This is a genomic window from Rhodococcus sp. 06-418-5 (genome assembly GCF_002258285.1).
Taxonomy (GTDB): domain Bacteria; phylum Actinomycetota; class Actinomycetes; order Mycobacteriales; family Mycobacteriaceae; genus Rhodococcoides.
This window is the reverse complement of the sequence record NZ_NOYE01000012.1, coordinates 692,859-713,191: the sequence shown is the minus strand read 5'-3', so window position 1 is coordinate 713,191 and position 20,333 is coordinate 692,859. Positions and strand designations below refer to the sequence as shown.

Genomic DNA, 20,333 nt, shown 5'->3' with positions numbered 1-20,333 from the left:
GGCAAGATGAGCCCCATGACCGCCCCCGGAAAGTCTCCGTTGCTGCTCCTCGACGGTGCGAGCCTGTGGTTCAGGGCCTACTACGCACTGCCCGAGTCGATTACGGCCCCCGACGGGCGACCCGTCAATGCCGTTCGCGGCTTCCTCGACATGATCTCGGCGTTGATTGCGCGCACCGAACCCAGCCGACTCGCTGTGTGCCTCGATCTCGACTGGCGCCCACAGTTCCGCGTCGACCTCGTACCGTCCTACAAGGCGCATCGTGTTGCCGACGCTGCCCCGGAGGTCGCCGAGAGCGAAGAAGTTCCGGAGACACTGACACCACAGGTGGACATGATCATGGATGTGCTCGCCGCATTGGGGATCGCGACCGCAGGCGCAGACGGTCTCGAAGCCGACGACGTGCTGGGAACCCTGGCAGCACGCGAGCGTCAGGACCCGGTGGTCGTGGTCAGCGGGGACAGGGATCTACTTCAGGTCGCCGCGGACGAACCGAACGAGGTGCGCGTTCTGTACGTGGGACGCGGTTTGGCCAAGGCCGAATTGTTCGATCCCGCACTGGTTTCCGAGCGCTACGGTGTTCCGCTTCATCGAGCGGGTGCGGCGTACGCGGAACTCGCCCTGCTGCGCGGCGATGCCTCGGACGGCCTGCCCGGTGTCAAAGGAATCGGTGAGAAGACGGCGTCGACGTTGATGCTGAACTACGAATCCGTCGCTGCGTTGCGCGCTGCGGCCCTCGACCCGGCATCGGACATGGCCAAGGGCATCCGGGCGAAGCTGGCCAATGCGAGTGAGTACCTGGACGCCGCGCTCCCCGTCGTCCGAGTTGTCACCGACGCCGATGTCGTCCTGTCGAAATCCGACGAGATTCCGGCCGAGCCCGCCGATCTCGACGCGCTGAACACACTCGCCGAAGCCCTCGGTATCGAGAACGCCGTGGCCCGCCTCGTCGCTGCGATGGCGGCCACGGCCTCGACAGCCTGAACGGCCGACCGACGCGGGACTACTTGGGTAGGGAGACCTCGTAGTTGGCGTCGTCGTCGAGGAAGGTCAACGTCACCGTCTTGAACGCACCGTCGACCGTCAGGGTGCAATCGACACTGGTCTTTGCCTTGACCTCGATGTTCTGGGGGCAGGACACACCGGAGACGTCGGACGCCCCGTAGGACTCGGTGACGACCGTGCGAATGCCCTCCTCGGCCGCCGCGGTATCGAGGGTGGTCGTGCGGCCGAAGGCGAAGAACAACACCACAGCGATCACGGCGACCACGGCGACGACGGCACCCGCGATGATCAGAGGCTTCTTGGACTGTGATCCGGCCTGCCCTGGCCCCTGCTGATTCGGGTACTGCTGATTCGGATACGGCTGGTTGGGATTCCAGGGCTGCTGCGGCGGCTGTCCGTACTGCCCTTGTCCGTACTGCCCACCACCGAATTGCTGTGGTGCGTAGGGGTTCTGGTAGGCCGCATCGCCCGAAGCAGGCACGCCGGCACCGGGATAGGGCGCGCCGTACTGCTGACCGGCCGGATACTGACCGGTGGGGTTCTGGCCCTGGGGGTAGCCGCCCTGCGGATTCGTGCCTTGGGGGTATTGGCCCTGGGGGTAGCCGCCCTGCGCGTTCGGGGCCTGGGGGTAGCCGCCCTGCGCGTTCGGGGCCTGGGGGTATTGACCCTGCGGGTAGCCGGCAGATGGGTACTGGCCCTGTGGGTACTGGCCGCCGGGCTGCTGCGGGCTCTGCCCGTACGGCGTGGCCGGCGGCTGCCCGTACTGACCCCACGCCGACGGCGTCGGTGGATCGGCCGAGGGGCCGCCGGGTTGCGTCTCCGGCGTGTCGTTCGCGGCACCGTCCTGCTGATCGGGCTTGCGCGACCAGCTGTTGTCCGGATCGGTCGGACCGTATGGGCCGCTCATCTCGCCTCCACTGAAAATTCGGATTCGTCGGGGGTACAGTATCTCGCCCGTACGACTCTCCGCTGTACCGACCCGGCAGTCCGATTCGCTCCTGTCATGCGGCATCGACAGCGACCACACCGCGGCGCAGAGCCGCGATCGCCCGCGCCGCAGTGCGCGAGAGTTCCGGCTCCGGGGCCGCGAGCCGAACCTGATCCAACAGGTCGATCACCTGCCGACACCAGCGCACGAAGTCTCCGCCCGACAGTGCTTTGCCGTTGTCGCCCGCGGTGACAAGAGCATCGACCAACGAATGGTTCGACGCCCACTTGTAGATCGCCTTCACGAATCCCATGTCGGGCTCTCTCGTCGGCGGAAGCTTGTGCCGAACTTCGTCGGACCTCAACTCGTGCCACACCCGCACCGTCTCGGTCAGCGCGTGTCGAATCGGACCCGTCGGACCGTGCGGAGTGATATCGCCCTCCGACCTGGACTCGTAGACCACCGCCGAGACCACCGCCGCCAACTCTGCCGGAGAAAGGCCTTGCCACAGGCCGCCGCGCAGGCATTCGGCGACCAGGAGGTCGGACTCGGAATAGATCCGACTCAGACGTGCGCCGTCGTCGGTGACCTTCGGATCCTTGCCTGCCGTCACGTACCCGCGGTCGGCGAGCAACGCCAGGATACGGTCGAACGTTCGGGCGAGGGAGTTCGTCGTCGCCGATACCTTCTGGCGCATCGTTTCGGTCTCCCGAGCCAGCCGGTTGTAGCGCTCACCGGTGCGGCCGAGCTCGTCGCGATCGGGGCGCGCGTGCACCGGATGCGATCGAATGGCTCTCCGAAGCGTGGCCAGTTCCTTGTCGTCCGCTGCGGTCGATTTGCGGCGGACTCGGTCCGACGGCTGCGAGATTCCGCGTGTGACCAGGGCGGCCGCGAGATCGCGCCGGGTCTTGGCGGTGCGATGATCGACGAAGCGCGGAAGGCGCATGGTGCCCAAAGACGTTGCAGGCGAGGGGAAGTCCGCTGCCGAAAGCCGCCCGGCCCATTTGTCCTCGGTCAGTACGAGCGGCCGCGGATCGGCCCGGTCGTCATCCGCCTCCAGGACCACCGCGAGACCGCTGCGGCGACCGGTCGGCACCGAGATCACGTCGCCGCGCCGCAAGGCACGGAGTGAATCGACTGCCTTGTCCCGTCGATCGGACCTGTTCTGGCGTTCGAGGGTCTTCTCACGATCCTTGAGCCGCTCACGCAGCCGCGCATACTCGAAATACTCGCCGTCGGGGCCGCCGAGGCGTGCCCCGAGCGCCTCCATCGTCTGCATGTTCTTCTCGATGCCGCGCACCATCCCGACGACGGACCGGTCGGCCTGGAACTGGGCGAAGGACCGTTCGAGCAACAGACGCGAATCGGCCGCACCGAACTGTTCGATCAGGTTGATCGACATGTTGTATGCCGGCGCGAACGAACTGCGCAGCGGGAAAGTGCGGGTCGACGCCAGACCGGCGACCTCGGTCGGCTCCGTGCCGGGCTGCCACAGCACGACGGCATGCCCCTCGACATCGATACCGCGCCGTCCGGCCCGGCCGGTCAGCTGGGTGTACTCCCCCGGCGTCAACTCGGCGTGTGTCTCACCGTTGAACTTGACCAGCTTCTCGAGCACGACGGTTCGAGCAGGCATGTTGATCCCGAGAGCCAACGTCTCGGTGGCGAAGACCGCCCGGACCAGGCCCTTGACGAACAACTCCTCGACGGTGTGTCGAAAGACCGGCAACATCCCGGCGTGGTGAGCGGCGAATCCACGCTCGAGTGCGTCGCGCCACTCCCAGAAGCCCAGGACCTCCAGGTCCTCGCGTGGCAGCTCCGAGGTGTGCTTCTCGACGATGTACCGGATCTCCTCGGCCTGCTCGGGCGTGGTCAGCACCAGCCGCGAACGCATGCACTGGGTCAGCGCGCCGTCACAGCCTGCGCGGCTGAAGATGAATGTGATCGCCGGGAGCAGACCTTCTTCGTCGAGTTTGGCGATCACATCGGGTCGGGCCAGTGGGCGGTTGTTCGCTCCGCTGCCGTGACCGCCACCGCGACCTCCACCGCCTGCCCGACCGCCGCGGCCTCTGCTGTGTGGTGCATGCCAGCGGTCCATCGAGTCGAGGGACTGACGTTGTTTGACGTGTCGTACGAGTTCCCGATCGACGACGATCTTCTGACTGCCGTCGGCCGACTGGGCTCGCGTGTCGAACAGATCGAACAATCGGCGACCCACCATGATGTGCTGCGACAGGGGTACCGGGCGGTTCTCGTCGACCACGACCGAGGTGTCTCCGCGGACCGTGCTCATCCAGGCACCGAACTCCTCGGCGTTGCTCACCGTGGCCGAGAGGCTGACCAGTCGAACGTCGTCGGACAGGTGCAGGATGACCTCTTCCCACACCGCGCCTCGGAAACGGTCGGCGAGGTAGTGCACCTCGTCCATGACGACGTGCGAGAGACCTCGCAATGCGTCCGAGGATGCGTAGAGCATGTTGCGCAGCACTTCGGTCGTCATGATGACGATGGGGGCATCGGGGTTGATCGACGAGTCTCCGGTCAGCAGCCCGACCGTGTCACGCCCGTACCGCGCGGTCAGCTCGGCGAACTTCTGGTTGCTGAGCGCCTTGATCGGGGTGGTGTAGAAGCACTTGCGCCCGGCGGCGAGCGCCAGGTGCACCGCGAATTCGCCGATGACGGTCTTGCCTGCACCGGTGGGGGCGCAGACCAGAACGCCGTGACCGTTCTCGAGTGCCGTACACGCGTCCACCTGGAACCGATCGAGCGGGAAACCGAGTTCGGACGAAAAGCGTTGCAGCTGGGTGGGTCGGGGGCTCGTCCCCGTATCGACGATCGGCTCGGTCATGCGATCGACCCGACGGTTCGGCCGCGGTCAGATCGTGTCGTCGTACTGTGCCTGCACTCGGGTCGCGGTACCGAAGCCGCTGGACGGCGGTGTCGGAGCGACGGCATCCGGTGACTCGATCGAACTTGCGCCGTCGATGCGCGTTGCTTCGTCATCTGACACATCACCCCATTCGTCTCTTCTCTTGCGCAACTTACGCTTGTCGTGAATCCGCGCAATCTGCACTGCCATCTCGAAGAGCACCGTCAACGCCAAGGCCAAGGCCAGCATCGAGAAAGGGTCCTGCCCCGGAGTCGCGATGGCCGCGAAGACGAACAGCCCGAAGATGAGACCTCGACGCCACGCCTTGAGTCGCTCGTAGGTGAGTACGCCGACGAAATTCAGGGCGACGACCAGCAACGGAATCTCGAAGCTGACGCCGAAGATGATGAGGAGGTTGATCAGGAATCCGAAGTACTGGTCACCGCTGAGCGCGGTGATCTGGACGTTGTCACCGATCGAGAGCAGGAAGTGCAGGCCCTTGGCCACCACGAAGTAGGCCAGGACGGCTCCGGTGACGAACAGCGCCGCGGCTCCGGTCACGAACGAGACCGCGTATCGACGTTCGTTCGCGTACAGACCCGGGGTGATGAACGCCCAGATCTGATACAGCCAGATGGGACAGGCCAGGACGACACCGGCGGTGAACGCGACCTTGAATCGCAACAGGAACTGATCGAACGGCCCGGTCGCGAGCAGACGACACTGGTCGTCGTTGCTCAGATTCGCGCGGAGGCTCGGATCGAGCGTGCAGTAGGGACCCCGTAGGAGGTCGCCGAGGCTCTCGACGCCGACGATGGTGTGCGAGTACCAGAAGAACCCGAAAGCAGTCGTCAGCGCGACGGCGACCAACGACCACAGGAGCCGGGTTCGCAGCTCGTACAGGTGATCGACCAACGACATCGTGCCGTCGGGATTGACTCGGCGCTTGCTACGCCGCGGATCGAACGGAATGCGCATGGTGTTCTACGGTCAGCCTTCTTCGGTCGGACGACGGCGCGGAGCCGTCACCGACAGCAGTGAACCTTCGGTGCCACCTGGCACCGGAGGTGTGCTGAGCGGCCGTGCGCTCAGGCAGACTTCGCGTCGTGCTGGGTCTCGGTGTTCGGCTGCACGACAGGCGCAGGCGAAGGCAGCTGAGCGGGAGCGGTCGGCTGCTGCGCCGTCGCGGTGTCGGCGTCGGACTTGCCGTCGTTCTGCATCTCCTTCACCTCGCTCTTGAAGATGCGCAACGACCGGCCGAGTCCGCGAGCAGCCTCGGGCAGCTTCTTGGAACCGAACAGAATGATGACGACCACCGCAACGATGGCCCAGTGCCAAGGACTGGTGAATCCCATGCGAACCTCCTACAGATCAGATGAAGCGAGCGTACCCGACCGCGGGCATCGCCTCCGGCAGCAGCGGGTGTCGGTTTGCCCCGTGTTCACGTGGGGACGGTGCCGTCCGCGCTGGTGGCATCGAGCTCGGCATACGCATCCAGGGCCGAGCGGGCACGATCGCGGACGGAGTTCACCAAGGATTCAGGTGCCAGTACCGTGACGCCGCCGCCGAAGCCCAAGGTCAATCGAGTCATCCACTGCAGCGTCGCGAACCTCATCGTGACCACGATGGAACCGTCGGCATCCGCGGCGACCTGCGTCATCGGGTAGTAGTCCAGAATCCAGGTGAAGGAGGGCGACACCTTCAGCCGCGCCTGCGAAAGCGAGGGATCGTCGTTGAAGATCTCGAAGGCGTCCTCGTCCTGCACCGATTCCGGAGGCGCGGCGGGTTCGTCGAGTTCGGTTGCCGAGTCGATGCGGTCGAATCGGAACAGCCGCACTCCCTCGGCGCTTCGGCACCACGCCTGGACGTAACTGTTGTCGTCGACGACGACCGTCCTGATCGGGTCCACGGTCCGTTCGGTGACGACATCCCGCGATGCGGAGTAGTAGGTCAGCTGCAGGGCATGCCGGTGACGCAGCGCAGAACGAACGGTACTCGAGACCGGTCCCTCCTCGGCACCTGCGCTGTCGTGATCCGACGAGAGCGGCACGTTGGCCGCAGCCGAGCCCGCTGCGGTCTCGATCTTCGCGATAGCGCGCTGAGCGGCGGACGGGTCGACCATGCCGGGCATGGACGTCAGGGATCGAAGCGCCACCAACAGGGCCGTCGCCTCGGTCGACGTCAGGCGCAGCGGTCGATCGATTCCGGCCGAGAACGTGACATCGATGCTCTCCTCGGAGAACGACAGATCGATGAGATCACCCGGACCGTAACCGGGCAGACCACACATCCAGAGCTGATTGAGATCGGCCATCAACGTCGCGGTCGACACCCCCAGCTCACGCGCTGCCTCCTCGGCACTCAAGCCGGGATTTGCCATGAAGAACGGCACCATGTTGAGCAACCTGGCCAGCCGAACCGACAGTCTCGCGCTCATCGCTGGTTCTCCACGTCGGCCGCTGTCTGCAGGGTCGAGATCACGTCGGCGCGCAATTCCGCGGGTTCGAGAACCACCGCATCCGCGCCGTGACCGGCGATCAACCGCGAGACCCAATCCCAGGACCGCACGGGCACCTCGACGACCGTGCCGCTTCGGGTGCCGAGACTCTGCACGCCCACCACCGTTCCCATTCTGCGCAATTCCAGCGCCCTTCCGTCCTGCAGCCACACTCGGGCCGTGCCCGATACCGAGGACGTGCCCGCCACTCGGCGGACGATCTCCTGCAGATCGACACCGTCGGGCTTGCGGACGCTCTGCGGGGTGCCGAACGACTTGACCTCGTCGCCGATTCGGGACAGGCGAAACGTGCGGGTGTCGTCGCGGTCCACGTCGTGCCCCACCAGATACCAGCGGCCGCGAAACGTCACGACGCCCCACGGCTCGACGGTTCGGGTGGTGAACGGCTCGGTCAACGACGGGCGGTGTTGGAACCGTACCGACTTTCCGTCGTCGATCGCGGCCAGCAGGGCACCCAGCGCGGGTTCGGAGCCTCGGGTACGGGCGGGAACCGCGGTCACCGCTGCGGCGGACTCGTTCTGGTCGACCTGAATTCCGGCGGCGCGGAGTTTGAGCAACGCACTCTGTGCCGCCGAGGTGAGCTCCGGCGATTCCCACAGTTTGACCGCGACTGCGACGGCGGCCGATTCCTCGCTGGTGAGGTCGATGTCGGGAAGTTCGTAGGCATCGCGGTTGATGCGATAGCCCTCGACGCCGCCGAACCTGGTGGCGGTACCGGTTTCCAACGGGACACCGAGGTCACGCAGTTCGTTCTTGTCTCGCTCGAACATTCTGCTGAACGCTTCGTGGCTGGTGGAGTCGTCGTATCCGGCAACGCTCTCGCGGATCCACTCCGCGGTCAGGAACTGACGTGTCGACAGCAGACAGATGACCAGATTCATCAGGCGTTCGACTTTGGTGGTGGCCACGACAGTCGAGCCTAGTTGCTCACCGGTGGACGCAGCGGTAACGACCCGACTGCGTCCGGCACTACATCGACGCGATCAACCGTTCCACTCGCTCGTCGACCGATCGGAACGGGTCTTTGCAGAGCACGGTTCGCTGAGCCTGGTCGTTCAACTTCAGGTGTACCCAGTCGACGGTGAAGTCGCGACCCGCCTCCTGAGCGGCCGTGATGAATTCTCCGCGCAGCTTGGCCCTGGTGGTCTGCGGCGGCAGATCGACGGCCTCGTCGATCTGCTCGTCCTCGGTGACTCGCTTGGCCAGACCCTTGCGCTGCAACAGATCGAACACTCCGCGACCGCGCTTGATGTCGTGGTAGGCCAGGTCCAGCTGAGCGATCTTGGGATCGGACAGCTCCATCGAGTAACGGTCCTGGTAACGCTGGAACAGTTTGCGTTTGATGACCCAGTCGATCTCGGTGTCCACCTTCGCGAAATCCTGTGTCTCGATGGCGTCGAGCGTTCGTCCCCACAGGTCGACGATCTGCTCCACCTGAGTGTTCGGCTCGCGCGTCTTGAGATGCTCGACGGCTCGCGAGTAGTACTCGCGCTGGATATCGAGGGCGCTGGCCTGTCGTCCCCCGGCGAGTCGAACGGGGCGACGTCCGGTGAGATCGTGACTGACCTCGCGGATTGCGCGAATCGGATTGTCCAGCGCGAAATCTCGGAAGGACACGCCCGCGTCGATCATCTCGAGAACGAGGGCTGCCGTACCGACCTTGAGCATCGTCGAGGTCTCGGCCATGTTCGAGTCGCCCACGATGACGTGCAGCCGGCGGTACTTCTCGGCGTCGGCGTGCGGCTCGTCGCGCGTGTTGATGATCGGCCGCGAACGAGTGGTGGCCGAGGAGACGCCTTCCCAGATGTGCTCGGCGCGCTGCGACAGGCAGAACGTCGCAGCCTTGGGCGTCTGGAGCACCTTGCCCGCGCCACAGATCAACTGACGCGTGACCAGGAACGGCAGCAGAACGTCCGAGATTCGGGAGAACTCGCCGGCGCGTTGGACGAGAAAGTTCTCGTGGCAGCCGTAGGAGTTACCCGCCGAGTCGGTGTTGTTCTTGAACAGATAGATATCGCCCCCGATGCCCTCTTCGGCCAGGCGCTGCTCGGCGTCGATCAGCAGGTCTTCCAGTACCCGCTCGCCTGCGCGGTCGTGGGTGACCAGCTGCAACAGACTGTCGCATTCGGCGGTGGCGTACTCGGGATGCGAGCCCACGTCGAGGTACAGGCGGGCTCCGTTGCGAAGAAACACATTCGAGCTGCGACCCCACGAAACGACCCGGCGGAACAGATAGCGAGCCACTTCGTCCGGACTCAGCCGTCGATGTCCGTGGAAAGTACATGTGACACCGAACTCTGTCTCGATGCCCATAATTCGTCGCTGCACACTTCGACACTACAACGCAACCCGCGGATCGATGTGTCGGAGCGCCCCGATGTCGTCCGTCCGTGAGGATGCCGTCGCACGTGCCTAGGCTGGGCGTCATGACATCCACGCGCACCCCGATCGCGACGGCCGTCCACGCGTGGGATCTGTCCCTGGTGGCACGAAGCGCCGCCCTGCGGCAGAGCAGAGCGGACGGTGGACTGCGTGCCCTGAGCAACGCCGCCGATCACGGTCGTCTGTGGCTCGGGGCGGCTGCGCTTCTCGTGGCCGCAGGTGGTCCGGCCCGACGCGGCGGCGTCCGGGGGCTGGTGGCGCTGGCCGGTGCGAGCTCCGTGGCGAACGGGCTGCTCAAACCAATGTTCCCGCGGACTCGTCCCGATTCCGAGTCCGTTCCCGTCCTGCGTCAGGTTCTGGCTCCGCCGGTGTCGTCGTCGTTTCCCTCGGGCCACTCGGCGTCCGCGGCTGCGTTCGTCACAGCGGTGGCGATCGAATCCCCGGTCGCAGGCGTGCTGCTGGCACCCGTTGCGGCCGCGGTGTGTTACTCGAGGGTCCACGTGGGCGTGCACTGGCCGACGGACGTCATCGCCGGCGCCGCTCTCGGCTCGGCCATCGCGTTGTCCACTCGTCGGTGGTGGGCCGTGCGATCGGAGAAGCCTGCCGATCTCGGCTCCCCGGTCCAGGTCGAGCCACTGCCGGGCGGCCGGGGGCTACTGGTACTCGTCAATCCGGGGTCGGGCACCGATTCGGACGCGGTGCCCGACGCGATCCGTCGAGCACTTCCCGATGCCGATCTGTTCGTGCCGAATCCCGATCAGGACTTCAACGAGCAACTGGAGCAGCGCATTCGGAGCACGTCCCCACGTGCCCTCGGTGTCTGCGGTGGTGACGGAACCGTGGTCAGCGTCGCCGCATCCGCGGTGCGCAACGGATTACCGCTCGCAGCATTTCCGGGTGGCACCCTCAACCATTTCGCGCGCGACACCGGATTGACCGTCGTGCAGGACACCGCTGCCGCCGTGGAAGCGGGCACCGCCGAACTGGTCGACATCGCCGAGGTGTCCGTCGACGGCCGCAGTGTGTCGTTCGTCAACACCGCAACGTTCGGTGGCTACCCCGACTCGGTTCGGCTACGTCAGAAATTGCAACGTCGAATCGGCAAATGGCCCGCGGCCGCCATCGCGATGACGCGGGTCCTGGCGGCTGCGGAACCACTGAACATCGGGCTCGACGGCACCGAGCAGTCGGTCTGGATGCTCTTCGTCGGCAACGGCAATTATGTACCGGCCGACCAAGTACCCATGTCTCGCAGCAGTATTCACACCGGCACCCTCGATGTCCGGTTTCTTCCGTCCGAGCCGAAAGCGTCCAGAACCAGACTGCTGTGGGCAACGTTGACCGGCACCCTCGGGTCCTCGCCCGCCTACGTCCGTCGAGCGGTGAAGGAGTTGACCGTCGAGGTGGAGGGTGCCCCCGTTGCCCTCGCGGCCGACGGCGAAGTGGTGGGCGACGGACGAAGGTTCGAGTTCACCAGTGACAAGAACGGCCTCGCGCTCTACCGAAAGCGATAGCGCGCGAGGCCGAACGAGTGTCGGAACCATCGGTCAGGACGGCGGTGCACCTTCGGTGTCGGGTCCCGTCTCGACCGCCGCAGTGGGCGCCGGCAACATGTCCTCCAGCGCAGCCCCGGCAATGCGTCTGAACGCTCGTCGCGGCCGCGCCTGGTCCAGCACCGCGACCTCGAGCGCCGACACCTCGAGAACCTTCTTCTCCGGCTCGCCGCCCGCCGCGGGCGGCGCAGTCGGGCCTGCCGTGAGTGCGTCGACGGCCACACGTACCGCGTCTGCCAGGTCCAGCCCGGCGCGGTAGGTGTCCTTCAGTGCGGCCACGATCGGCTCGGTCGTCCCGCCCATGACGACGAAATCCTGCTCGTCGACGATGGATCCGTCGTAGGTGATGCGGTAGAGCTGCGTGGCGATCGGCTCGTCCTGGTGCGACACCTCCGCGACACAGATCTCGACCTCGTACGGCTTGAGCTGCTCGGTGAAGATCGTGCCGAGTGCTTGCGCGTACGTCTTGGCAAGCGAACGGCCGGTCACGTCGCGCCGATCGTAGGTGTAGCCCTTGATATCGGCGTGCTGGATACCGGCCTTGCGCAGGTTCTCGAACTCGTTGTACTTGCCCACGGCCGCGAAGCCGATCCGGTCGTAGAGTTCGCTCACCTTGTGCAACGCGGTCGAACGGTTCTCGGCGACGAAGAGGACCCCGTCCGCATACGTCAGCACGATGACGCTGCGGCCGCGGCCGATTCCCTTGCGCGCCAACTCCGAACGATCGCGCATGATCTGTTCGGCAGATGCGTAGTACGGCATCGTCATGGTGCGCTACCCCCTTCGCTCACTTGCTGGCCGGCCCGAGTGTGGTGCTCGGCACCGCCGGAATGCGCTGCACTCTCCGTCCGCTCCGCGAGAACCGACCGAGCTGCAGCCGAAATCCTCTCGTGTGCAACGTCGTCCGCCCCGACACTGGTGATGGCAACTGCCGTCGGGTAGATCCCGCGGGTGACGTCAGGACCGCCTGTGGCCGAGTCGTCGTCGGCGGCGTCGTACAGCGATTCCACCGCTGCGCGAATCGCCTCCTCCTCGGTCATTCCGGGGCGATAGAGCTTCTTGAGCGCGGACTTGGCGAACAACGATCCCGATCCCACGGCGTGGTAACCCGAACGCTCCTCGTATCGCCCGCCGACCACGTCGTAGGAGACGATGCGTCCGGCTCGATCCGGGTCCGAGATGTCGATGTCGAATCCGACCAGCAACGGGACGGCGGCGAGCCCTTGCATCGCGGCACCGAGGTTGCTTCGCACCATCGACGACAGCTTGTTCGCCTTGCCGTTGAACGTGAGCGGCACGCCTTCGATCTTCTCGTAGTGCTCGAGTTCGACGGCGAAGAGCCGAACCAGCTCGATCGCGATGCCCGCGGTTCCGGCGATACCCGCGGCGGAGTAGTCGTCGGTGACGTAGACCTTCTGCATGTCGCGGTTGGCGATCAGATTGCCCTGCGTGGCTCGCCGGTCACCCGCGATCAGAACGCCGCCTGCGTAGGTCAGTGCAACGATCGTCGTCCCGTGTGGAGCGATCCCGGACTTGTCCGAGCCGCCGTTCGCGGTGTTGGTCGCCAGATCCGCCGCGATACCGCTCTCGGGCAACAGATGAGGGGCGTGCCGACGAAGATAATCGGAGAACGACGAGCTGCTCGTCCCGAATGGGATCGCCGTTCCGTCGCCTGCCGACCGTGGGTCCGAACGATCCACCGTCACTGGCCGCCCTTCTGAACGTAGGCGCGGACGAAGTCCTCGGCGTTTTCCTCGAGCACGTCGTCGATCTCGTCGAGAAGGTCGTCGGTCTCCTCGGCCAGCTTCTCGCGTCGTTCCTGACCACCGGCTCCGGCGTCGCCGGGAACCTCATCGTCGTCGCCGCCGCCAGAGCGCCGTGTCTGCTCCTGTGCCATAGTCGCCGACCTCCTCCGTGTATCGAGAAAACAGATCTACTGCACTCTCACCGGTCGATCCGAGGTGCACCGTCGTGGATGTGCAAGTGCAACCGAACGTTCCGCCGAAAGTGCACGGACCTTTACCCTACCGACTGACCGACTCCGCCGGTCGACAAGACACCGCCTTTGGTCGGCGTCGGTCCCGGGGTGCGTCAGTTGGTGAGCTGATCGACGAGCTCTGCGGCGCTGTCGACCGACTCGAGCAGCGCACCGACGTGCGATTTGGTGCCCCGGAGTGGCTCGAGGGTCGGGATACGAACGAGGGAGTCACCGCCGAGATCGAAGATGACCGAGTCCCAGCTCGCCGCAGCGATGTCTGCCCCGAACTTGCGCAGGCACTCGCCGCGGAAGTACGCCCTCGTGTCCTCCGGCGGCGTGCCGACGGCATCGAGCACCTGCTGTTCGGTGACCAGTCGATCCATCGACCCACGAGCGACCAGCCGGTTGTACAGGCCTTTGTCCAGCCGAACATCGGAGTACTGCAGGTCGACCAGATGCAGCCGCGGAGCCGACCACCCGAGCCCCTCGCGCTGGCGGAATCCTTCCAGCAGGCGCAGTTTCGCGGGCCAGTCCAGCAGATGGGCGCACTCCATCGGATCCCGCTCGAGAAGGTCGAGGACCATGGCCCACTTGTCGAGCACGTCGAGTGCGCGCGCATCGTCACTGCCCTCGGCAGCGACGAACTTGGCAACGCGCTGGTGGTAGATCCGCTGCAGCGCAAGCCCGGTCAGTTCGCGGCCGTCGGCGAGAGCGACGGCCTTGCGCAGCGTCGGATCGTGGCTGATCTGATGGACTGCGGTCACCGGCCTGGCCAGCTGCAGATCGGACAGGTCGACGCCGGCTTCGATGATGTCGAGCACGAGCGCTGTGGTGCCGACCTTGAGGTAGGTCGACATCTCGGCGAGATTGGCGTCGCCGATGATGCAGTGCAGGCGGCGGTACTTGTCCGCGTCCGCGTGCGGTTCGTCGCGCGTGTTGATGATGCCGCGTTTGAGGGTGGTCTCGAGGCCCACCTCCACCTCGATGTAATCCGCCCGCTGCGAGAGCTGGAAGCCTGCTTCGTCGCCGGACTGGCCGATTCCGACGCGTCCGGACCCGGTGATGACCTGCCTCGAGGCGAAGAACGGCGACAGACCCGCGATGACCGCCGAGAACGGCGTCTCGCGCGACATCAGGTAGTTCTCGTGAGTGCCGTACGACGCGCCCTTACCGTCGACGTTGTTCTTGTACAGCTGCAGGCGCGGCGCTCCCGGGACGCTCGACGCATGGCGGGCTGCGGCTTCCATCACGCGCTCGCCTGCCTTGTCCCAGATGACTGCGTCCAGCGGGTCACGTACCTCCGGAGCCGAGTACTCGGGGTGGGCGTGATCGACGTACAGGCGAGCACCGTTGGTGAGAATCATGTTGGCTGCGCCGATCTCGTCGGCGTCGATCACCGGTGCGGGGCCACTGAAGCGTCCGAGGTCGAAGCCGCGAGCGTCACGCAGGGGCGATTCGACCTCGTAGTCCCAGCGCGTGCGCTTGGCCCGGGGAACTCCGGCGGCCGCCGCGTAGGCGAGCACTGCCTGGGTCGACGTCAGGATCGGGTTGGCGGTGGGTTCGGTGGGCGAAGAAATGCCGTACTCGACCTCGATACCGATGATGCGCTGCATGTGTCGAGCCTAGACGTCGACCGAAGAGCGCTTTCGGGGCGCGCCCTGTGCGGACGCGCCCCGAAAGTGGTGTTCGACGAAGCTACAGGTACTGGCCGGTGTTGGCCTCGGTGTCGATCGCCCGGCTCGCGCTGGCGTTCTTGCCGGTGACCAGCGTGCGAATGTAGACGATCCGTTCGCCCTTCTTGCCGGAGATTCGAGCCCAGTCGTCCGGGTTCGTGGTGTTCGGCAGGTCTTCGTTCTCGGCGAACTCGTCGACGATGGAGTCGAAGAGATGCTGAATCCGCAGACCGCTGTTTCCGGTTTCGAGTACCGACTTGATGGCGTACTTCTTCGCGCGGTCCACGATGTTCTGGATCATGGCCCCGGAGTTGAAGTCCTTGAAGTACAGAACCTCCTTGTCGCCGTTGGCGTACGTCACCTCGAGGAAGCGGTTGTCGTCGCTTTCGGCGTACATGCGCTCGACGACGCGGTCGATCATCCCTCGGATGCAGGCTGCGCGGTCTCCAGCGAACTCCGCGACGTCGTCGGCGTTGACCGGCAGCGAATCGGTCAGGTACTTGGAGAAGATGTCCTGTGCCGATTCGGCGTCGGGCCGCTCGATCTTGATCTTGACGTCCAGGCGACCGGGCCGCAGGATCGCGGGGTCGATCATGTCCTCACGGTTGGAGGCACCGATCACGATGACGTTCTCCAGCCCCTCGACGCCGTCGATCTCGGCGAGCAGCTGCGGAACGACCGTCGTCTCGACGTCGGACGAGACGCCCGAACCGCGGGTTCGGAAGATCGAGTCCATCTCGTCGAAGAACACGATGACCGGGGTGCCCTCGGACGCCTTCTCCCGTGCGCGCTGGAAGATCATGCGGATGTGCCGCTCGGTCTCGCCGACGAACTTGTTGAGCAGTTCGGGGCCCTTGATGTTGAGGAAGAACGACTTCGCTTCCTTGGCGTCCTGCCCGCGGGCCTCGGCGATCTTCTTGGCCAACGAATTGGCAACGGCCTTGGCGATCAACGTCTTTCCGCAACCGGGAGGGCCGTAGAGCAGCACACCCTTGGGCGGACGCAGGGAGTACTCGCGGAACAGATCCTTGTGCAGGAACGGAAGTTCGACGGCGTCGCGAATCTGCTCGATCTGTCGCCCGAGGCCACCGATGTCCTCGTATCCGACGTCCGGCACCTCTTCGAGGACCAGGTCCTCCACCTCGGCCTTGGGGACACGTTCGAAGGCGTAGCCGGCCTTGGTGTCGACGAGCAAGGAGTCGCCGGGGCGAAGTTTGCGGGACGGTTCGTCCGGGTCGATCGGACCCTCGTCGTTGACCATGTCGATCAACGGCTTGGCCAGCCACACGACTCGTTCCTCGTCGGCGTGACCGACGACGAGTGCCCTCGACCCGTCGCCCAGAAGCTCACGCAGAGTGCTGATCTCGCCGACCTGGTCGAAGGTGCAGGCCTCGACGATGGTCAACGCTTCGTTCAGTCGCACCGTCTGTCCCGGTGCGAGTGAATCGGCCTCGATGTTCGGTGAACACGTCAGCCTCATCTTGCGTCCCGAGGTGAACACGTCGACCGTGCCGTCCTCGAACACGCTCAGCAGAACGCCGTAGCCGCTCGGTGGTTGGCCGAGGCGATCCACCTCCTCCCGGAGCGCGATGAGCTGCTGTCTCGCCTCTTTGAGGGTGTCCATCAGTTTCGCGTTGCGCAGAGACAGTGAATCGACGCGACCTTCGAGTTCGCGTACCTGCTCGGGGGACTCCCCCAGTTGACGGCGCAGCGAAGCAGCTTCGGCTCGCACGGCGTCCAGTTCGGCTCTGGCCGCGGCCACATCCGGATTGTCTGTTGAGCTCATGAGCGACTCCTCCCAGTGACGATCTATCAACGCTACCGGCACCGGCCCGAATGTGCGGACCGACACCACGATCGGGACGTGTGAGCACTGCGTCTCGACCGCGCCGAGCGTCGGTCGAATTCATGTTAGCCTCACCTGACCAAACGGCGGACCGACCACGGAATCAGGGGCTTCACCAGTGAAGATGCGTAATTTCTCGGTAGCTGTCGCGCTCGCGACGGCGGTGATGTCGGTAGCCGGGTGCAGCTCGGCCGATGAATCCGATCAGACCGATCACAATTCGACGTCGGCCGCCGACAGCAGCGTTCCGGCAGCCGATGCGCCCGCCGTCGCGCCGCCGACATCCGGTGAACTCGAAGCATCTCTGCTGCAATTGGTGGCCCCGAACGTCGACGCGGCGACGAAGGCGGCGTCGGTCGAGAACGGGCAGGCACGCCTGACCAACCTCGAAACGATGACCGCGGCCCTGGCGAACTACGGCGCGATCACGTTCGAGGTCGCCGAACCGACGGTCGAGGGCGAGACGTCGACCGCCGACGTCGCGATCGCCACCCCTCGGGGAACGGCAGCTCCGTCCCCTCAGACCTGGGTGCTGATCGATGGCGACTGGAAGCTCTCCGATGCCAGCACCTGCCAGATTCTCGCTATGGGACAGGCTCCCTGCGCCTAGACCGAGAGGTCGGAATCCTCGCCGACGCCGATCGTCATCCCTTGCCGGATCGACGCTGCGGCTTCGGCGTGACAGTGCCCTCGGCGAGGCGTCGAACACTCACGAGGAATGCGGTGTGCCCCTGCATCCGATGCTCGGGCCGAACCGCCAGTCCCACGACGTGCCACCCGCGCACCATCGACTCCCACGAACGGGGTTCGGTCCAGCATTCCTGTGCGCGTAGGGCTTCGACGACCTTGGACAGCTGCGTCACCGTCGCGACGTAGACCAACAGCACTCCGCCCGGAACGAGAGCTTTCGATACGGCGGGCAGTGCGTCCCAGGGGGCCAGCATGTCGAGAACCACCCGATCCACCTGCTCCCCCGGTCGATCGACACCGAACCGATCCACGTCGGCCACCGTCAGGTGCCAGTTGGACGGCCGCTCGCCGAAGAACGTCTCGACGTTCTTGATCGCGTAGTCGGCATGGTCCTGGCGGATCTCGTAGGAGATGACCGTTCCTTCCGTACCCACCGCACGCAGCAGCGAGCACGTCAGAGCGCCCGATCCGGCACCGGCCTCGAGTACGCGGGCTCCGGGGAACATGTCGCCCTCGTGGACGATCTGGGCTGCATCCTTGGGGTAGATGACCTGCGCGCCACGCGGCATCGACAGCACGTAGTCGGTCAACAGCGGCCGAAGCGCGAGGTAGGGGGTGCCGTTGACGGACGTGACGACGCTGCCCTCGTCGGCCCCGAGCAGTTTGTCGTGGGTGATCCCGCCCCGGTGCGTGTGGAATTCCTTGCCCGCCTCGAGCACCACCGTGTAGTGACGGCCCTTGCCGTCGGTGAGCTGGACTCGGTCTCCGACGCGGAACGGACCGCTGCGGGCGGGTCCGGTCGGTACCGGCTCGACGGGCATCCCGTCGTCGATCGTCGTAGCGTCGTCGAGTTCGATCTCGTCGACGGTCGCGGTGACCACCTCGTCTGCACCTGGAGCCGGAACGTCGACGATCGCGTCGACCTCGGAACCGTCGCTCGCCGCGGACGCGGAATCACCGAAGGACACAGCATCACCGGACGGCACAGCGGAACCTGCTTTCGTTGCTCTGTTCGACGCCCGACCTGTTGGTCCGACACCTGGGACGACTCGACGTGCCAGACTACGGCCTTGACCGAAGATGTCGGACCAACGGCATAGTCTCGCAGTCGTGAGTATTTCCGTGTCGACGCCCATCGACTTGCCTCTACTCGACCTCGGCGACAGCGCGCGACCGCCGCTGGCGGTGCCGAGCCCCCGCAGCACGCCGGCGTTGTCGCCCTCCCGCGCAGGCGATTTCAAGCAGTGTCCTCTCCTCTACCGCTTTCGCGCGGTCGACCGCATTCCGGAGGTCTCCACCGAAGCTCAGGTCAAGGGAACTGTGGTGCATGCCGCACTGGAGGCTCTCTACGCGTTGCCTGCGCAGGACCGAGTGCCGACGACTGCGCGCGACCTGGTGGATCCGGCGTGGGAGCGAGTGGTTGCCCAGTCGCCCGCCATCGAGTCGTTGGTTCCTGCCGACGAGCGGACGGCTTTTCTCGATCGCGCTCGGGCTCTGGTCGCCGGATACTACGAACTCGAGGACCCGACTCACTTCGAGCCCGAGTCCTGCGAGCAACGGGTGGAGATCGATCTGGACGACGGCACGCCGCTTCGGGGATTCATCGATCGAATCGACGTCGCACCCAACGGCATGATCCGCGTCGTCGACTACAAGACGGGCCGGGCTCCGCGGGAGTTCACCGAGTCCAAGGCGCTGTTCCAGATGAAGTTCTACGCCCTGATGATCATGCGCATGCGCGGCGTCGTTCCGGCGCAACTGAAATTGATGTATCTGGCCGACAAGCAGGAACTGACCTACGCTCCGGACGAAGACGAGCTGCGCAGGTTCGAGCGCATGCTGTCTGCCATCTGGAAAGCGATTCTGGCCGCAGGCGAGACCGGCGACTTCCGCGCCAAGAAGGGCGCACTGTGCAAGTGGTGCGACCACCAGGCCCTGTGCCCCGAGTTCGGCGGCACTCCCCCGCCGTATCCGGGTTGGCCGCAGACGGCCCAGGCTTCTACGGTGTCCGAGCAGTGACGATTCCGAACGCCTTCTTCGTCCCCGCCGGTGTCGGCAGTGAAGGCCACGAGAGGGTCACCGCCACCGAGCACACCGTCAGCCTGTGGGCACCGACGATGCAGCACGGGGCACCGCCGTCCGCCCTGTTGGTCCGTGCACTCGAGCGCGTCGACGCGCGCGAGGACACCCGGATCAGTCGGGTGGCCGTGGACATCCTCGGACCGGTTCCGGTCGGCGACATCGAGATCCGAGCATGGACGGAGCGTCCCGGTACCAACATCGAGCTCGTCGTGGCGGAACTCTGGGCGGCCGGTGCCTCGGGAACTGCGCGCGCTGTCGCCCGGGGCAGCGCATGGCGTATGCGCACCACGCCGACGGACGACGTGGCTCACTCGGGCGATCCGGTGATGCGACCGGTGAGCGACGGTGTCGACTACACCTTCGGTGGCACCTGGTCGTCGGGTTATCTCGACGCCGTCGAGTTCAAGATCCTCACCGGACTCGGAGCCGACGGACCGGGTGAGATCTGGGCCAGGCCCACACCCGTTCTCGTGCAGGGTGAATCGATGACACCCCTGGAACGACTCTTCTCGATTGCGGATATCGCCAACGGCATCGGTGCGAAACTGCCGATCGACGAATGGACGTTCTTGAACACCGACCTGACCGTGCACGTGTTCAGGGTGCCGCAGGGTGAATGGGTAGGAGTCTCGGCGGAGACCTCCACCGGTCCCGACGGTATCGCCATGTGTGCAGGCACGCTCAGCGATGAACTGGGACCGGTCGGGCGCATCGCGCAGACGGTATTGGTTCGGCGTCGCACCTGACGAGCGACAACGATCGGGGCACCCGCGGCGCGCACGCAACGCGCGACACGACCCGTCGGCTAC

The 20,333-nt window shown here is 65.6% G+C and carries 18 protein-coding genes; 5 read left to right on the top strand and 13 right to left on the bottom strand.

All coding sequences use genetic code 11. The features are described 5' to 3' along the window. Positions 1-6 precede the first annotated feature (6 nt). Positions 7-984 carry a 5'-3' exonuclease gene (locus CH274_RS09010; RefSeq protein ID WP_032398473.1) on the top strand — a complete coding sequence of 326 codons (978 nt, stop codon included), beginning with the start codon at positions 7-9 and terminating at the stop codon, positions 982-984. Between the two features lie 19 nt (positions 985-1,003). Here CH274_RS09010 and CH274_RS09005 read toward each other — a convergent pair whose 3' ends face one another. The 7 genes from CH274_RS09005 to pafA all read right to left on the bottom strand — a co-directional run bounded on the left by CH274_RS09005 (position 1,004) and on the right by pafA (position 9,648). Further along, entirely contained in the window at positions 1,004-1,912 is a 909-nt protein-coding gene (locus CH274_RS09005; protein WP_094657164.1) for a DUF4333 domain-containing protein, read from the bottom strand. A gap of 94 nt (positions 1,913-2,006) precedes the next feature. Then, positions 2,007-4,781 carry a DEAD/DEAH box helicase gene (locus CH274_RS09000; RefSeq protein WP_094657163.1) on the bottom strand — a complete coding sequence of 925 codons (2,775 nt, stop codon included), beginning with the start codon at positions 4,779-4,781 and terminating at the stop codon, positions 2,007-2,009. Between the two features lie 27 nt (positions 4,782-4,808). Next, positions 4,809-5,780, bottom strand: a complete 972-nt coding sequence (gene tatC, locus CH274_RS08995) for a twin-arginine translocase subunit TatC (RefSeq protein ID WP_094657162.1) — start codon at positions 5,778-5,780, stop codon at positions 4,809-4,811. A gap of 110 nt (positions 5,781-5,890) precedes the next feature. Then, the gene (gene tatA, locus CH274_RS08990; RefSeq protein WP_032398077.1) at positions 5,891-6,157 is read right to left on the bottom strand and encodes a Sec-independent protein translocase subunit TatA; all 267 of its coding nucleotides are present in this window, start codon (positions 6,155-6,157) and stop codon (positions 5,891-5,893) included. Between the two features lie 86 nt (positions 6,158-6,243). Next, positions 6,244-7,239 (bottom strand): helix-turn-helix transcriptional regulator, encoded by a 996-nt coding sequence (locus CH274_RS08985; RefSeq protein ID WP_094629982.1) that lies wholly within the window; start codon positions 7,237-7,239, stop codon positions 6,244-6,246. Then, positions 7,236-8,228: a helix-turn-helix transcriptional regulator gene (locus CH274_RS08980; protein ID WP_032398075.1), complete on the bottom strand. Its 993-nt coding sequence runs from the start codon at positions 8,226-8,228 to the stop codon at positions 7,236-7,238. Before CH274_RS08980 ends, CH274_RS08985 begins: the two co-directional genes overlap by 4 nt. 61 nt (positions 8,229-8,289) lie before the next feature. Then, positions 8,290-9,648 carry a Pup--protein ligase gene (pafA, locus tag CH274_RS08975; RefSeq protein ID WP_179275671.1) on the bottom strand — a complete coding sequence of 453 codons (1,359 nt, stop codon included), beginning with the start codon at positions 9,646-9,648 and terminating at the stop codon, positions 8,290-8,292. 98 nt (positions 9,649-9,746) lie between these two features. Between pafA and CH274_RS08970 the strand changes: the two genes are divergently transcribed. After that, positions 9,747-11,216, top strand: a complete 1,470-nt coding sequence (locus CH274_RS08970; RefSeq protein WP_094657160.1) for a bifunctional phosphatase PAP2/diacylglycerol kinase family protein — start codon at positions 9,747-9,749, stop codon at positions 11,214-11,216. Between the two features lie 33 nt (positions 11,217-11,249). Here CH274_RS08970 and prcA read toward each other — a convergent pair whose 3' ends face one another. The 5 genes from prcA to arc all read right to left on the bottom strand — a co-directional run bounded on the left by prcA (position 11,250) and on the right by arc (position 16,692). Next, positions 11,250-12,023: a proteasome subunit alpha gene (gene prcA / locus CH274_RS08965; RefSeq protein ID WP_094657159.1), complete on the bottom strand. Its 774-nt coding sequence runs from the start codon at positions 12,021-12,023 to the stop codon at positions 11,250-11,252. After that, the gene (gene prcB, locus CH274_RS08960) at positions 12,020-12,961 is read right to left on the bottom strand and encodes a proteasome subunit beta (RefSeq protein WP_032398071.1); all 942 of its coding nucleotides are present in this window, start codon (positions 12,959-12,961) and stop codon (positions 12,020-12,022) included. The genes prcA and prcB overlap by 4 nt, the downstream gene beginning before the upstream one ends. Beyond that, positions 12,958-13,152, bottom strand: coding sequence for a ubiquitin-like protein Pup (locus tag CH274_RS08955; RefSeq protein ID WP_094657158.1), 195 nt, complete (start codon positions 13,150-13,152; stop codon positions 12,958-12,960). The genes prcB and CH274_RS08955 overlap by 4 nt, the downstream gene beginning before the upstream one ends. A gap of 194 nt (positions 13,153-13,346) precedes the next feature. Then, positions 13,347-14,846: a depupylase/deamidase Dop gene (gene dop, locus CH274_RS08950; RefSeq protein ID WP_032398070.1), complete on the bottom strand. Its 1,500-nt coding sequence runs from the start codon at positions 14,844-14,846 to the stop codon at positions 13,347-13,349. A gap of 82 nt (positions 14,847-14,928) precedes the next feature. Beyond that, a complete protein-coding gene (gene arc, locus CH274_RS08945) occupies positions 14,929-16,692 on the bottom strand; it encodes a proteasome ATPase (RefSeq protein ID WP_045199741.1) in 1,764 nt (587 codons plus the stop codon). Positions 16,693-16,876: 184 nt separating this feature from the next. Between arc and CH274_RS08940 the strand changes: the two genes are divergently transcribed. Beyond that, positions 16,877-17,362: a hypothetical protein gene (locus tag CH274_RS08940; protein ID WP_094657288.1), complete on the top strand. Its 486-nt coding sequence runs from the start codon at positions 16,877-16,879 to the stop codon at positions 17,360-17,362. A gap of 34 nt (positions 17,363-17,396) precedes the next feature. Here the strand turns inward: CH274_RS08940 and CH274_RS08935 are convergent, their stop codons facing one another. Next, the gene (locus CH274_RS08935) at positions 17,397-18,263 is read right to left on the bottom strand and encodes a tRNA (adenine-N1)-methyltransferase (RefSeq protein WP_045199744.1); all 867 of its coding nucleotides are present in this window, start codon (positions 18,261-18,263) and stop codon (positions 17,397-17,399) included. Between the two features lie 358 nt (positions 18,264-18,621). Here CH274_RS08935 and CH274_RS08930 point away from each other — a divergent pair, with 358 nt between their 5' ends. Together CH274_RS08930 and CH274_RS08925 are read left to right on the top strand one after the other, a co-directional pair. Continuing rightward, the gene (locus tag CH274_RS08930) at positions 18,622-19,461 is read left to right on the top strand and encodes a RecB family exonuclease (protein WP_094648007.1); all 840 of its coding nucleotides are present in this window, start codon (positions 18,622-18,624) and stop codon (positions 19,459-19,461) included. Next, a complete protein-coding gene (locus CH274_RS08925) occupies positions 19,458-20,270 on the top strand; it encodes a thioesterase family protein (protein WP_094629986.1) in 813 nt (270 codons plus the stop codon). Before CH274_RS08930 ends, CH274_RS08925 begins: the two co-directional genes overlap by 4 nt. Positions 20,271-20,333 lie beyond the last annotated feature (63 nt).

Bases quoted from the DNA above. Each gene is read 5' to 3' on its own strand.
- CH274_RS09010 (WP_032398473.1), top strand. From the start codon at position 7: ATGAGCCCCATGACCGCCCCCGGAAAGTCTCCGTTGCTGCTCCTCGAC.
- CH274_RS08935 (WP_045199744.1), bottom strand. From the start codon at position 18,263: ATGCCCGTCGAGCCGGTACCGACCGGACCCGCCCGCAGCGGTCCGTTC.
- tatC (WP_094657162.1), bottom strand. From the start codon at position 5,780: ATGCGCATTCCGTTCGATCCGCGGCGTAGCAAGCGCCGAGTCAATCCC.
- CH274_RS08970 (WP_094657160.1), top strand. From the start codon at position 9,747: ATGACATCCACGCGCACCCCGATCGCGACGGCCGTCCACGCGTGGGAT.
- prcA (WP_094657159.1), bottom strand. From the start codon at position 12,023: ATGACGATGCCGTACTACGCATCTGCCGAACAGATCATGCGCGATCGT.
- CH274_RS09000 (WP_094657163.1), bottom strand. From the start codon at position 4,781: ATGACCGAGCCGATCGTCGATACGGGGACGAGCCCCCGACCCACCCAG.
- CH274_RS09005 (WP_094657164.1), bottom strand. From the start codon at position 1,912: ATGAGCGGCCCATACGGTCCGACCGATCCGGACAACAGCTGGTCGCGC.
- arc (WP_045199741.1), bottom strand. From the start codon at position 16,692: ATGAGCTCAACAGACAATCCGGATGTGGCCGCGGCCAGAGCCGAACTG.
- tatA (WP_032398077.1), bottom strand. From the start codon at position 6,157: ATGGGATTCACCAGTCCTTGGCACTGGGCCATCGTTGCGGTGGTCGTC.
- CH274_RS08955 (WP_094657158.1), bottom strand. From the start codon at position 13,152: ATGGCACAGGAGCAGACACGGCGCTCTGGCGGCGGCGACGACGATGAG.
- CH274_RS08940 (WP_094657288.1), top strand. From the start codon at position 16,877: ATGCGTAATTTCTCGGTAGCTGTCGCGCTCGCGACGGCGGTGATGTCG.
- CH274_RS08985 (WP_094629982.1), bottom strand. From the start codon at position 7,239: ATGAGCGCGAGACTGTCGGTTCGGCTGGCCAGGTTGCTCAACATGGTG.
- dop (WP_032398070.1), bottom strand. From the start codon at position 14,846: ATGCAGCGCATCATCGGTATCGAGGTCGAGTACGGCATTTCTTCGCCC.